The organism is Streptomyces sp. NPDC097617 (assembly GCF_044761485.1).
In the GTDB taxonomy this organism is placed as follows: domain Bacteria; phylum Actinomycetota; class Actinomycetes; order Streptomycetales; family Streptomycetaceae; genus Streptomyces.
Window position 1 is genome coordinate 121,535 of the sequence record NZ_JBIWCL010000010.1, and the last position, 13,199, is coordinate 134,733.

Annotated in this window: 13 protein-coding genes; 7 read left to right on the top strand and 6 right to left on the bottom strand. The window is 73.0% G+C overall.

What is annotated here, in order from left to right; genetic code table 11:
- Positions 1-54: 54 nt before the first annotated feature.
- The gene (locus tag ACIQZO_RS18495) at positions 55-942 is read right to left on the bottom strand and encodes a S41 family peptidase (protein ID WP_403627232.1); all 888 of its coding nucleotides are present in this window, start codon (positions 940-942) and stop codon (positions 55-57) included.
- An 89-nt stretch (positions 943-1,031) separates the two neighbouring features.
- On the opposite strand from ACIQZO_RS18495, the gene ACIQZO_RS18500 reads away from it, so the two are divergent.
- From ACIQZO_RS18500 to ACIQZO_RS18510, 3 genes are all read left to right on the top strand, one after another.
- Positions 1,032-2,033, top strand: coding sequence for an RNA ligase family protein (locus tag ACIQZO_RS18500; protein WP_403627233.1), 1,002 nt, complete (start codon positions 1,032-1,034; stop codon positions 2,031-2,033).
- A gap of 21 nt (positions 2,034-2,054) precedes the next feature.
- Positions 2,055-2,555 carry a hypothetical protein gene (locus ACIQZO_RS18505; RefSeq protein ID WP_403627235.1) on the top strand — a complete coding sequence of 167 codons (501 nt, stop codon included), beginning with the start codon at positions 2,055-2,057 and terminating at the stop codon, positions 2,553-2,555.
- A 173-nt stretch (positions 2,556-2,728) separates the two neighbouring features.
- On the top strand, positions 2,729-2,950 hold the full coding sequence (locus ACIQZO_RS18510) for a hypothetical protein (protein WP_403627236.1): 222 nt from the start codon (positions 2,729-2,731) through the stop codon (positions 2,948-2,950).
- 119 nt (positions 2,951-3,069) lie between these two features.
- Here ACIQZO_RS18510 and ACIQZO_RS18515 read toward each other — a convergent pair whose 3' ends face one another.
- Positions 3,070-3,933 (bottom strand): hypothetical protein, encoded by an 864-nt coding sequence (locus tag ACIQZO_RS18515; RefSeq protein ID WP_403627238.1) that lies wholly within the window; start codon positions 3,931-3,933, stop codon positions 3,070-3,072.
- A 165-nt stretch (positions 3,934-4,098) separates the two neighbouring features.
- Here ACIQZO_RS18515 and ACIQZO_RS18520 point away from each other — a divergent pair, with 165 nt between their 5' ends.
- From ACIQZO_RS18520 to ACIQZO_RS18530, 3 genes are all read left to right on the top strand, one after another.
- Positions 4,099-4,773: a DUF4232 domain-containing protein gene (locus ACIQZO_RS18520; protein ID WP_403627240.1), complete on the top strand. Its 675-nt coding sequence runs from the start codon at positions 4,099-4,101 to the stop codon at positions 4,771-4,773.
- A 99-nt stretch (positions 4,774-4,872) separates the two neighbouring features.
- Complete coding sequence (locus ACIQZO_RS18525; protein ID WP_403627241.1) at positions 4,873-5,223, top strand: hypothetical protein; 351 nt, start codon at positions 4,873-4,875, stop codon at positions 5,221-5,223.
- Positions 5,224-5,263: 40 nt separating this feature from the next.
- The gene (locus ACIQZO_RS18530) at positions 5,264-6,661 is read left to right on the top strand and encodes a pyridoxal phosphate-dependent decarboxylase family protein (RefSeq protein WP_403627242.1); all 1,398 of its coding nucleotides are present in this window, start codon (positions 5,264-5,266) and stop codon (positions 6,659-6,661) included.
- A gap of 230 nt (positions 6,662-6,891) precedes the next feature.
- Here the strand turns inward: ACIQZO_RS18530 and ACIQZO_RS18535 are convergent, their stop codons facing one another.
- The 4 genes from ACIQZO_RS18535 to ACIQZO_RS18550 all read right to left on the bottom strand — a co-directional run bounded on the left by ACIQZO_RS18535 (position 6,892) and on the right by ACIQZO_RS18550 (position 12,291).
- Positions 6,892-8,979, bottom strand: coding sequence for a SpoIIE family protein phosphatase (locus tag ACIQZO_RS18535; protein ID WP_403627243.1), 2,088 nt, complete (start codon positions 8,977-8,979; stop codon positions 6,892-6,894).
- A 24-nt stretch (positions 8,980-9,003) separates the two neighbouring features.
- Positions 9,004-10,410, bottom strand: coding sequence for an LCP family protein (locus ACIQZO_RS18540; protein ID WP_403627245.1), 1,407 nt, complete (start codon positions 10,408-10,410; stop codon positions 9,004-9,006).
- 205 nt (positions 10,411-10,615) lie between these two features.
- Positions 10,616-11,047, bottom strand: a complete 432-nt coding sequence (locus ACIQZO_RS18545; protein WP_403627247.1) for a VOC family protein — start codon at positions 11,045-11,047, stop codon at positions 10,616-10,618.
- 146 nt (positions 11,048-11,193) lie between these two features.
- Entirely contained in the window at positions 11,194-12,291 is a 1,098-nt protein-coding gene (locus ACIQZO_RS18550; RefSeq protein ID WP_403627248.1) for a DUF5954 family protein, read from the bottom strand.
- A 494-nt stretch (positions 12,292-12,785) separates the two neighbouring features.
- Here ACIQZO_RS18550 and ACIQZO_RS18555 point away from each other — a divergent pair, with 494 nt between their 5' ends.
- Entirely contained in the window at positions 12,786-13,139 is a 354-nt protein-coding gene (locus tag ACIQZO_RS18555; RefSeq protein ID WP_403627250.1) for a hypothetical protein, read from the top strand.
- The last annotated feature ends 60 nt before the right edge of the window (positions 13,140-13,199 follow it).

Sequence of the window (13,199 nt, forward strand, 5' to 3'; positions counted from 1 at the left end):
GGGCCGAGGTACGTACGAGGGCTCACCAGGGCTGCCCGAGCGGTGTCCGAGGGGTCAGAGGCCGGGTCGCAGGGCCTTGAGCGCCGTCTCCAGTGCCTGCTCCGCGGGGACCGGGACATCGGGAGCGACTCCCACGCCCTCCCAGTTGCCGCCCGTGACGGTGTTGATCGTCCGAGCCGTGGGCACGGTCACGAGAATGTGCTCGGCGACCGCGTGCCGGGCCGTCGGATGGGCGCCGCCGCGAGTCGTCTCACCCACCACGGAGGCCCGCCCCCGCGCCTGCAGCGTGTACGACACGTCCTCGCCCCCGGAGAAGGTGTCCCCGCTGGTGAGGATGTGGACCGGCCGGTCCAGGTAGCGGGGAGCGGGAAGGTGCGCGGCCGTCCAGTACTGCCGGGTGGTGTCCGAGCTCCGGTCGTAGATGTCGTTCAGGTGCACCTGGTCGTCGGGGAAGAAGTAGCTGCACCACATCGCGGCCCCCTCCGGGGCCCCACCTCGGCAGCCCCGCAGGTCCAGTACGAGGGCGGAGCTGTGGGCGACCAGCTGCATCGCCGCGCCGATCGCGTTCGCACCCTCGGTGGCACTCGCGATGAGCCGGATCTCTATGAGCCCGATGTTCCCTTCCAGCTGCTCGACCCGCCGGATCCCCTGGTTCTCGGACCGGAGCCGTGCCAGGAACGCGGCCTGCCCGCCGTCCTCGTCCACCGGGTCCAGCGACTGCGGCTCGTCCGTCCAGAGCAGACGCAGGTGCTTGTCCGGGCAGACCTCCTGGAGGTGAGCCGTCACCGCCGCGCAGAGCGCCGGCCCGTCCAGGTCTGCGTAGGCACCCGCGGTGAGCCGGCCGCGGATCGCGGCCTCGATGGCGACGGTCTTCTCGGGGAAGACGTAACCGGTGACGATCCGGTCCAGGGCGTTCTCGATGATCGTTTCAGTGGTGGGCACGAGAGGTCATGCTAGGGCGCCGGCCCGGGCGGGCCCAGTGATTTCCACCCCTGAACGGTCCTGGCGGACGCGCTCGTTACCATCGTGCGGTGCACCCGCGACCCCGTCCCTGGACCCCGTATCCGAAGATCCCCGCGAACACCCGGCTGGGTGAGGCCCGCGGGCGGAACTGGGTGGCCCACGAGAAGATCCACGGCGCCAATTTCGCCGTCGTGTGCGACGCTTCGGGCGCCCACCCCGCCAAACGGCGCGAACTCCTCGCGGACGGCGGGCTGGACGACTTCTTCGGCGTCGGCCGGATCTGGCCCGCCCTGGCCGTCGCCGCGACCCGCTGCGCACAGACACTGCGCGCGGAGACCGGAGCCCCGGCCTCCGCGATGGTCACCGTCTACGGCGAACTCGCGGGCGGTCGATACCCCCACCCCGACGTACCCGCGACACCCGGGGCGGAGCCCGTCCAGACCGGTGTCTGGTACGCGCCCGAACTGCTCTGGCTGCCCTTCGACGCCACCGTCGCGGACGAGGACGGCCCGTGCTGGGTCGGCGACCGGACCCTGCGCGCGGCGGCGACCGCGGCCGGGCTGCTCTGCGTGCCGCTGCTGGCCGAAGGACCGCTCGCGCGCCTCCAGGAGCTGCCGGCGGTGTTCCCGACCCGCCTGCCCGGGCTACTGGGCCTGCCCGCGCTGCCCGACAACCTCGCCGAGGGCCTCGTCGTCAAGCCCGCCGGTGAATCCCGCGCACCCGATCGACCCATGGCCAAGTTCAAGCAGCCCGCCTTCGCCGAGGACGAGCGGTTCGACGGCTCGCGCCCCTACGAGGCCCCCGCCGAAGGCGCGGCCGGGGTTCCCGGCTGGCTGCTCGCCCACGGCACCGGCCTGCTCACCCCGGCCCGGGCCGCGTCGGCGGTCAGCAAGCTCGGGCCCCGTACCCCGCAGGGAGACCTGGCTGCCGAGATGGCCCGCGACGCCGCCGAGGAGGTCGCGCAGGAGCTGGGCGGCCTGGACGAGGCGACGTACCGCGCGCTGGAGGGATCCCTGCACGCGGGAGCCCTCGCCCTGGCCCGCTTCGACGCGGCCGACCGCCGGGCCTGACGTCCTGTGCATACTGCTGCCATGAAGTCCCCGCCCGCCGCGCGCATCCACCTGATGATCACCTTCGTCCTGGTCACGTGCGGTGCGGTCGCCGGCGCCTGCCTCGGACTGCTCCTGTCGGGCCGGCTGATGGCCGTGGTCTTCGGGGGCGCCGCCGCACTCGGCGCGGGCCTGGGGTCGTTCCTCTCGCGCCGTCAGGTCCTCGCGCTCTTCGAGCCCGACCGGCAGGTCGTTCCGGCCGACGGCTACGCCGAAGGGCTCGCCGACGCCGCGCTCGTCTGCATCGCGACCTACCAGGCGGCCGTGTTCCCCCTGACCCCCGACGGGGTGAGCGAAGCCGAGCGGGAGGCCCGCCGCACGATGGCCTACCGGATCTCCGCCTACGAGGGCCTGCCGTACCCGGTGCAGACCTCGGCGGCCGCCGCGCTCGAAGCCATCGACCACGGCGCGGACCCCAAGCGGGCGGAGACCGCGATGAGGGCGCTCTGCATCACCGTCTACGACAACCGCCGCGGCCGCTAGCGCGGTGGTCCCGGTGGTCCTGGTGGTGCGGTATCTCAGCGGCCCGATCCGGCCGAACCGGTCGGTTCACCTCATTGTGTGATCGGCTGGTCGGCAACGGTTGGGCCTCGGTCCGGCCGTCGGCAGTGGCCTGATGCGGATCATGGCGTTGTCCGGTTATGGAATCTGACGGGATGCTGTTCGCTCGGGCGCCGCTCGACGGTGTCGTCTGGCTCGACACACTGGTCCACGATCCGGCCTGCGGGTCGTGCCCGCGCCGGCGGGAGCCGGAGGACGAGTCGGAGGAGGCCGACCCCGACGGGATCCCGGTCCTGACGGGCCGGGCCCGGAACTGGATGGTGGCCGCGTCCGCGGTCACCGTTGTCTCGGCCGTGCTCACTGTCGTGGCGAACTGACCCGACCCCGGCCGGGGTCGGCTTGCGGGCAAGCGCAAGGGCAAGGGCAAGGGCAAGGGCAAGGGCAAGGGCAAGGGCAAGGGCAAGGGCAAGGGCAAGGGCAAGGGCAAGGCCGGGGCTCAACCGCCCCGGTGGAGGTCGAGCGTCCAGGTCCGCAAGGTGTGCTCGTCGCCCCGGCCGGGCCGGTCGGGGTCTCGTTCGGTGAGGGTCACGGTGAGTTCGTCGCCGCTGCGCCCGAGCGCGCCGTGGAAGCGCCAGGCCTCCTCGGGGTCGATCGGCAGCAGCTCGGCGAGGACCGTGTCCTCCAGCCGGCGGCCGACGGCGCGCAGTACACCGGCGTCGAGCACCAGGATCGTGCCGTCCGCGAGCACCAGCGGCCGCGGGGTCTGCGGATCGGTCAGCAACGGTCCGCGCTCCACGGCGCCGCCGGGCAGCAGCCGGACCACCCGGCTGCCGGTGGGGAGGCTGCGGTCGGTCTCGACGACGCGGACGCCGGTCCCGACGACGTAGTGGCCGTAGCTGCGCCAGGAGTCGTACAGGGTGCCGTCGCGGTCGTACGCCCACGTGTCGAAGGCGTCGTAGCCCGCCAGGCCGAGTACGAACCGGCCGCCGCCCAGGGCCGCGCCGCGTTCGCCGCGCAGTTCGGTGATCAGGCTGCCGTCCGCAAGGTCGAGCAGCAGGGCCGGGCCGAGGTTGCCCCACGGCGTGTAGGCGAGGGAGTCCGTGGTGACCAGGACCCGGCCGCCGGAAATGTGCGCGGCGTTGGGGCGGCCGGAACAGGAGGAGGTCCAGCGGGTGCGGCCGGAGTCGTCAACGCAGCTGATCTTTCCGGTGGTGCCGTGGATGCGCAGATCCTGCCGCCGGGCGAGCGGCCGGCCGCCGGAACGGGCCGGCCCCTGGGGCGGCGGACCCGACCTGCGCTCGTGCTCCCGCACCGTGACGCGCCATGCGTCGGCACGGCCGTTCTCCTCGGATCTCCCCATGGACCCAGATGGTAGGCCGTGGTGTGCCCGGGGGCGCCGGCCCCGACCGTGGTCGAGTCGGAAACACACCGTCACCAAGCTGTGAAGCTTCTGCGGGACGCTGGTGCTCACCCAGCCAGGCCCAAACCGGCGCGTTCCGCGCTTCTCCCCAGGGGGACCACCATCATGAGCACTGCACTCAAGGCCGCCATCGCCCTCGCCGCCGTGTCCGCACTGGCCCTGACGGCCTGTGGGCCCACCGAGGACGGCGCGGCGGGCGGGGGCGGGACGTCGAGCGCGAGCCCCGGCACGTCCGCCTCCTCGAGCGCCTCCGCCTCCTCGAGCGCGAGCCCGAGCACGAGCTCCTCGAAGTCCGCTTCCGCTTCGCCGTCGAAGTCCGCGGCCTCGTCCAAGTCGCCGAAGCCCGGCTCGACCGACCCCGACTTCGATGTCTTCCCGTGCAGCACCTTCGACGTGACGTTCACCGCGTCCTTGGCCGAACCCACGACCAGCAGCTACCTGCTGAAGATCACGAACAAGGGCACCAAGGCGTGCCGGGCGCTGGGACACCCCGTCGTCACCTTCGGCGACCTGGACGGTCAGGCCACCGAGCGCGGCGCCGCCCCCGGCATCGAGGACGCGATCAGGCTGGAGCCGGGCCAGTCGGCCTACGCCGGGCTCATGGGCGGCGTGAAGGACGGCAAGGGCAAGACCGTCAACTCGATCGCGCTGACGATGAACACCGAGTCCGACCTGAAGCAGGCACCGCTCGCCGCCTCGACCCCCGGCCTGAACGTCGCGCCCGACAAGAACTCCGTGACCGCCTGGATGAACAACGCGGAGGACGCCCTGAGCCTGTAGCCGTTCATCCGGTCGGCGGAGCAGCGGAGGCCGCCCGCGCCCCGCCGGGTCAGGCTGTGGACAAGGACCGTCACCCCCGCACAGACGAGGACCGAGCCCATGTCCCACAGCCGACGTATCAGCATCACCGTGGGCACCGCAGCACTGCTGCTGACCGCCAGCGCCTGCTCGGGCCTGGGCCGCAGCACCGTCGGCATGCTGAGCTTCCGCGGACACGACTCGCCGGTCGAGGTGAGCTACTCCAACACGCTCGTCGTCGGCTGCCACAAGATCGGCATCCCGGAGGGGGCCACGCACGTCGAGAACAACACGCTCGTCGACGTGGTGCTGTACCGGACGGCGAACTGCCAGAAGACCGAAAAGGCCGACGGAATCTACGTGGCGACGACCCTCAGCAACGTGACGGCCCCGGTGAGCCTGCCCTGGCGCAGCTTCAGCGTCATCCACTGACCGCTTGCGGGCGGGCGGACCCTGTCCCATAGTCCGAGGTATGGACGAGCGCGAGGCGGCGCTCCGACAGGCGCACAGCCACGCCGTCCGCTGGCTGGCCAGCCTGTCCGACCGCCCGGTACCCGCCCGTGCATCGGTCGACGAGATCGTGCGCGCGCTCGGCGCCGAGCTGCCCGACGCGCCGAGCCCGCCCGCCGACGTCGTCGACCTGCTGGCCACGGCCTGTGAGCCGGGGCTCACCGCCTTTCCCAGCGGCCGCTTCTACGGATTCGTGGTCGGCGGCACCGAACCGGCCGCGCTCGCCGCGGACTGGCTGGTCAGTGCCTGGGACCAGAACTGCGTGATGCGGGCGGTGTCACCCGCGTACACGGCGGCGGAGGAGATCGCCGGCGCCTGGCTGCTGGACCTGCTCGGCCTGCCGCCCGACAGCGCCGTCGGCTTCACCACCGGCGCCACCATGGCGAACTTCACCTGCCTCACCGCCGCGCGCGACGCGGTGCTGCGGGGCGCCGGCTGGAACGTCGCCCACGACGGACTCGCCGGTGGGCCGCCTGTACGCGTCATCGCGGGCCAGGACCGTCACATGGCCATCGACCTGGCTCTGCGCTACCTCGGTCTCGGCCGGCCCGAACTCGTACGGGCGGACGGCCAGGGACGCATGGACCCCGAGGCCCTGGGACGCGCCCTGGCGGGCCCCGGCCCCGGTCCCGGCCGCGGCCCCGGCCTCGGGCTCGAACCCGCTCCCACGATCGTGATCCTCCAGGCCGGCGACATCCACTCCGGCGCCTTCGACCCCTTCCCCGAGGCGATCCGGGCCGCCCGCGAGGCCGGCGCCTGGGTGCACGTGGACGGGGCCTTCGGCCTGTGGGCGGCCGCCTCCCCGGCCCACGCCCACCTCGCCGAGGACTGCGCACAGGCGGACTCCTGGGCCACGGACGCCCACAAGACCCTGAACGTCCCCTACGACTGCGGCCTCGCCATCGTCCGCGACCCCTCCGCGCTCCGCTCCGCGATGGGCCTTCTCGGCGAGTACCTCATCCAGCACGAACACGGCGACCCCGTCGACAAGGTCCCCGAACTCTCCCGTCGCGGGCGGGCCTTCACCGTATGGGCCGCCCTCAGATCCCTCGGCCGCTCGGGCTCGGCCGACCTGGTCGACCGGCTGTGCCGACACGCCGGTACCTTCGCCACCGGCATCCGGGCCATCGACGGCGCGACCGTCCTGAACGACGTGGTGTTCACCCAGGTCTGCGCGGAATTCGGCGACGACGAGCGCACCGACCGGGTCCTCGCCCGGCTCCTCGACGAGGGCACGGCCTGGATCAGCGGCTCCACCTGGCACGGCCGCCGCGTCATGCGCATCTCGGTGAGCAACTGGTCGACGACCGACGAGGACGTCTCCCGCACCCTGACCGCAATCCGCCGCGCCGCCTCATAGGGGCCAGGGCCGTGCCAGGCACCGCGGCCAGTGCTCGCTCGTCCCTGCTTGGCGTATGACCCGGTCCCGGTCGTGCTTCCAGCAGTTGTGCCGGAACTCGACCTCCATCTCCGCACCGCCGACACCCCGGACGGCCCGAAGCGTCAGGTCCTTCACACACCGCCTGCCGCGGAGGTCGTCATGCTCCGGGTCGGTGGCGAAGGCCCGGGCTCCGGGCGGGATGGGGCGGTCTACGGGGGTGGTTGATGGGTGGGCGTGCCGATGCGGGCCGCCAAGAGGGCGATGTCGTCGTCGGCCGATGCGGGGACCAGGTGGGCGATGAGGGTGTCGCAGAGGTGGTCGAGCGATTGCTGGGGGGCGGAGAGCAGGCCGGTGAGCTCGCCCAGGCGTTCGTCGATGTCGCGGCTGCGCGCCTCGATGAGGCCGTCGGTGTAGAGGACGAGCAGGCTGCCGGGCGGCAGGGAGATATCGGTGGTGGTGAAGGAGATGCCGCCGACGCCCAGCGGGACGCCCGGCGGGGTCTTGACGAGGTAGACGGTGCCGTCGGGTTGGGCCACGGCCGGGGGCGGGTGTCCGGCGCGGGTGACCGTGCAGTGGCCGGTGGCAGGGTCGCAGACCACGTACAGGAAGGTCGCGAGCATCGGGTCGGACAGGTCGGCGAGGGTGGCTTCGAGCTGGTGGAGCAGGGCCGTGGGCGGCATGTCGAGGCGGGCGAGCGCACGTACGGTCGCGGCGAGGCGTCCCATGACGGCGGCGGCCGCGATGCCGTGGCCCATGACGTCCCCGATGATGAGGGCCGCTCTGCCGCCGGACAGCGGAAGGACGTCGTACCAGTCGCCCCCGACCTCGTTGATGTCACTGGCCGGCAGGTAGCGGTGGGCGATCTCGATACCCGGCGGCGGGGTGACGTGCTGGGGCAGCATGCTGCGCTGGAGGACCACCGCGGTCTCGTGCTCGTGGTGGTAGAGGCGCGCGTTGTCGATGCTGATGGCCGCGCGGGCCGCGAGTTCACCGGCGAGGGTCACGTCGTCGGATCCGAACGGGCCCGCGGGCGCGGTGCGGTAGAAGGTGGCGACGCCGAGCACCATGTCGCGGGCGATGAGCGGGATCATCATGAACGAGTGGACGCCCATCCGCAGCAGCTGGGCGGGCTTGGCGGAGTGGCGGGCGGCCGAGGCGACGGCCTCCTCGTCGAGGTGGGAGATCAGGAACGGCTGGCGGGCCGCGAGCGCCTGGGTGTAGGGGGCCGCCGAGGGGAAGATGAGGGTTCTGCCCAGGGGCGCCAGGACCTGAGTGACCTCGGAACCGGTCAACGGCGCCTTGCCCAGACGGCGCAGGGCGACGCCCCCGGCCAGTCCCTGGCCCGGCTCGTTGCCCCGGGCCAGGGAGTCGAGCACGTCGACGGTGACGGCGCGGGCGAGGTGCGGGACGGCAAGGTCGGCGAGTTCCTGCGCGGTGCGCTCCAGGTCGAGGCTGGCGCCGATACGGGAGCTCGCCTCGCTGAGCAGGGCCAGCCGGCGGCGGCCCGCTTCGGCCTCGGTGTGGTCGCGCTGCTGCGAGGTGATGTCAAGGAGCGAGGCGATCACGCCGATCGGTCGGCCGCCGGGATCCTCCACGCGCACGTACGAGCACGACCACACGTGGTCGTGCTCCGGGTCGGCGGGGGTCCGGCCGACCCGGCGGCGGTCGAGGACCGGCTCGCCGGTGTCCAGGACGAGGCGCATGGCCGCCTCCATCTCACCGGCGTTCACCTCGGGCAGCACCTCGGCCAGCCGCCGCCCCACGTGGGCGGACTCCGCGAGGCCGTTCATCGCTTCGAGGGCCGGGTTGACCTGGAGGAAGCGCAACTGCGTGTCGAGGACCCCGATCCCGACCGGTGAGCGGGCGAACAGCCCGTCCCAGACGGCCGAGGACCCCCGGATACGGCGGGCCGCGTGGGCGTCCGCCGCGAAGACCAGGACCGCCGACGCGCCGTGGCGGCGGTCGGGGACCGGGCAGGCCCAGATCTCCAGCTCCAGTGGGTGTCCCTCGCGGTGCCAGGCGGTGACCGTCCCCATGACTCCGCGTCCGGTGGCGGCCGTCTCCCACAACGACCGGCCCAGGCTGCGATCGGCTCCCGGGTGGAGGAGATCGGAGATGTGCCGCCCCAGCACCTGCGGCGGGGCGTAGCCGAGGAGCTGCTGGGCGGCGTGGTTCCAGCGCACGATCATCCCGTCGCTGCTGGTGGCCACGAGGGCGACCGGCAGCGCGCCCAGCCACCCTCCGGCGTCCTGGGCGGCGCTGCTGATCAGGTCCTCGAGCGGTGCGTCCTCATGCATCCTGCGTCCGCTCCTCCGGGCCTCTCATCGTTGCCCGGCCGGCCCTGTGCCGCCGCCCGGTCGCGTGGCCGCGGTTTGCGCAGGGGTCGTGGCGGCCTGAGCCGGGTCGGTGGCGGTGGCGGTGGCGGTGGTGCAGCGCAGGCGGTCGGCGGTCACGGGGGCGCCGTCGGCCACGTTGCGGTCGTAGGTGACGGTGTCGACCCGGACGGGCCGGGAACCGACGGCGATCTCGACGCCGCCGTCGAGATCCGGGTCCGCCTGCACGCGGGAGCCGGGCAGCGCGGCCGCTACGGTCGCCGCGTTCTCCTCCTGGCCGGTGGCGTACCGGATGACCGGCGGGCCCTGCGGGCGCAGCGGCGGTGCGGTCGGCGAGGTGTCGGTGACGACGAACCCGTTGCCGCGCAGGGCGGCGGCGACATCGGCGTCGTCGACACGGACCGCGATCCGGGCGGGGTCGGTCGGGGCCGGATGCTCGGCGACGGGCTGGATACGGGCGTCGCCCGTGATCGGGCGGTCCGCGCCCAGCGCGCTCCACAACGCGGCGGAGCGGGCCTCGTCCCACACCAGGGTGGAGCCCACACCGGGCACACGGTGGTCGAAGAGCCGGATCGGGACGGTCGCGAACTCCGTCCGGTCCGCCCGGAGGTGACCGAGCGCCCAGCCGATGCGCACCAGGTCGTCCAGTCCCGTGCGCGCGTCGGTGCGTACGCTCTTCAACAGGGTGCGCACGGTCCGCGCCGTGCTGATGGGTCCGTTGAGGGAGCCCTCTGCGGAGAGGCGGGCCAGCAGGTCGTTGACCACGTGCTGCTGGCGGCGGACGCGGCCGAGGTCGCCGGGCCGGAGGTTGACGTGCCGGGCCCGGACGTAGCGCAGGGCTCCGTTCCCGTCGGCGAGGTGGCGGCCGGCGCCGATGTCGAGCCCCGAGTTCTCATCCTTGAGCGGCGTGTCCGTGCACACGGTGGCGCCGCCTAGGTTGTTCACCGTCTGCTCGAACCCCGTGAAGCCGGTCTCCAGGTAGTGGTCGATGTGCAGGCCGGTGGCCTTCTCCACGGTGGCCACGGTGAGGGGGCCGCCGCCGATCGCGTACGCGCCGTTGATCTTGCCGCTGCGGGCGGGGGCGGTGGTGCCCGCGTACTCGACGTACGAGTCGCGCGGGATGGAGACGATGCTCGCGCGCCGCCGGTTCTGGGACAGGTGGACGAGCATCATCACGTCGGTGCAGTTGCACCCCTTCCCGCCCACGTGGAGCCGCCGTTTCTCGGCCGCGGACAGCCCGGCGCGGCTGTCGATGCCGACGACCAGGATGTTGGTGCCCGGGCCGCCGGCCCCGCCGCCGGCCGGTGAACTCGCGGCCGAGACGGCCTGTGAGCCCGCGAAGGAACCGCAGGACAGGGCGGTCAGCAGGGTCAGAGCGACAGCGGTACGACGCAAGGCGCATCCTCAAATCCGAACGAATCGTATGAAATGGGGAATGTACTCGTCGTATGTGCGAGCGGTCGGGCTGTACGCGCCGGGATTCCTCCCCGCAGGGGGCGGGCTTGGTGCATCTGCCAGCCTTCGCGGCGCACGCGGGCACGCAGGTGACGCAGGTGACGTGGGTGACGCGGGGCCCGCGTGCGCGCGGCGCCGGCTCCGGTCAGCGCTCGGACAGCTCCGAGGGGGCTTCCTGGACGACCCAGCTGTTGCCGTCGGGGTCGTCGAAGGTGAGGAAGGAGTTCCAGGTGTCGCCCTTGCCCTCCTCCCAACCCTTTTCGCCGATGTGCCGGACGGGCGACGCGTCCACGCCCCGGGCGACCAGTTCCTCGCGGGCCGCCTCGATGTCCGTGACGCACAGCTGAAGGCCGTGCAGGGTGCCGGGCGCCATGGTCCGACCGCCCGGGACGGCGGGCATTCCCTCGAGCATGGCGATGGAGCACCGGGAACCGGGCGGGGTCATCTGGATGATGCGCACGCCGGGGGACACCTCGTCGTCGAGGTCGATGGCGAAGCCGACCTGGTCGGCGTAGAAGCTCTTCGCGCGGTCCATGTCGGTGACAGGGACGGGGACGACTTCGAGCGTCCAGTTCATGGGTGTCTCCCTCGGGGCAGCAGCGGGTGGCGCAACGGGTCGCACAGCGGGTTGCGGTGGAGCGGGTCCACCGTTTCCCATGGAGGTCCGGTGGCGCACGTCGAAACGCCCGTCAGGCGCCGACTTGTCCGTCCGGGTGGCGCCGGTCAGTCGTCGGGGAGGACACGGCCGTCCTCGTCGAGCGTCAGGTGGATGCGCGCGGGGTCCTGGCTGTTGACGTCGGACGGCCGCGGTCCCTCGGGCCCGTCGGCTCCCCAGCGCAGCAGACGGCGGGTGCGGACGATCCGGTACACGGCGTCCTGGAAATCCAGCCGGTTGACCCGCCCGACCCGGAGGGTGTCGGCGGCCCCGGCGTACGCGGCCAGCTTCGCGGCCCGCCGATCGGCGGCCTTCCCGCCGTCCCCGCCCCGGTAGGCCGCCCGGGTACGGGCATCGGTGCGCGGGTCGGCGTCCTCGGGGATGAGGCCGCGCATCCGCGGCCACATCCACGTCAGGGCGAAGTCCAGCGATCTGCGGGCGGCGTGCGGAGTCGCGTGCGGGCCGCTGACCGGCCGCCAACCTCCGGGGGTCTGCTCGACAACGGCGAACGTCGGCGGCATCAGCAGCACGTCCGGATGGGTGTCCAGCGCCCGCCGGGAGTCGGCCCGCACCTCTTCGGGGAACCGCTCGCCGGTGTAGCACAGGTCGCGGAGCGTCAGCTGCTCGAAGGCCTGTGTCGGGGTGACCGGCGCGTCCGGATCCACGACGAACCCGTCATCGATCTCGGGCTCCCTGACGGACCGGTCCCAGTCGGGTACGAGCGGCTCCGGATCGGTCGGGCGGGGTGGTTCCATACCGCCCGGGCCCGAGGCCGCGTACTCCTCGGCGCGCACGACCCGGTACCGGGTCCCGGACACGACGAGCTCGTCGACCCGCTCGCCCTCCAGCCGGGCGACCGCTGCCAGCAACTCGCGCCGCTCCGACCGGTCCTGCGCCTCGTCCTTGGCGTGGAACCACAGCCGCGAGTTCAGCCCGTCGCGCGCCTGCTGCGGGCAGCCGGCCGTCACTTCGAGCACGACCCGCCACCGGTGCCCGTCCTCGGGGGACTGCGCCGCCACGCCGAACAGCGGGCCCCGCACCACCACATCGCCCGCACGCGCCACGGCGTCGAGCGCGTCGGCTTCCACTGCGGCTTCGACCGGCTCCACCGGCACCCGCACCACCACCGGCCGCGACCCGCGCGGCCTCATGTCCCCACGGTCCATGGCCCCATCGTGTCGACCCCGGCAGGACGCCGCCCCCGATTCGCGATTTCCCGGCCCCGCGGGCCTTTGGGGCGGTACGGTCCGCGCGGGCGCATCCCCGCACACTGCTGACATTCGTCACTGTCCGCTCCTGCGGACACGCGCGACAAAGGGGCGGAGGGGAGCGGCCGTGACGGGCCCGACGAGGGGGGCCGTGACGGCACGGCCGTACGCACCACAGGGGACAACACCGACGTGCCGGCGCTGTGCGCCGCCCCACCGGGCGCTGTCCCCCGAGGGGGTCCGGTGGGGCGGGATCGTGCAGCGAGGCAGCCCGCCTCAACCCTTTGAATGGGGATGCTCCGACTGTAGGGGCGGGCACTGACAATCCCGGGTCGGCAGGCATGCATGTGCGGACATATGTGCGAATGCAGGGCTCGGAGTGCCGGGCCGTCCGGTCCGGCGCACCCTGGGGATATGCGGGACCGTACCCGAAGCGTGGGGAGGCTGGACCGATGCCCAAGTCCGACGGACCACAGCCCTGGGGGCCGTCCATGGAACCGCCCCCGGACCTGCTCTACTCGCCCACCGGCGGGCCGCTCGACGACGCGCGGCGCACCGCGATCCTCGACTGGACCGTGAACCAGTACGTCAGCCTCGGCTGGCGCGTCGAATCGCGCTCCCCGACCCAGGCGGTGCTGGTGCGCGGCGGCGACGTCAATCACGTCCTGCACGCCATCCTGACCTTTTTCACGTGTCTGCTGTGGGGCGTCGTCTGGATCGTGCTGGCCCTGGGGAACAAGAAGGAGCGCGTCGCCCTCACCGTCGACCCCAACGGCTCCGTCCAGACCGTGCACGGCCCGGGCTGAGGGGAACCGGGCAGCCGGACCCTGCAAGCCCGGACCGACCGGCCCGGACCGACCGGCCCG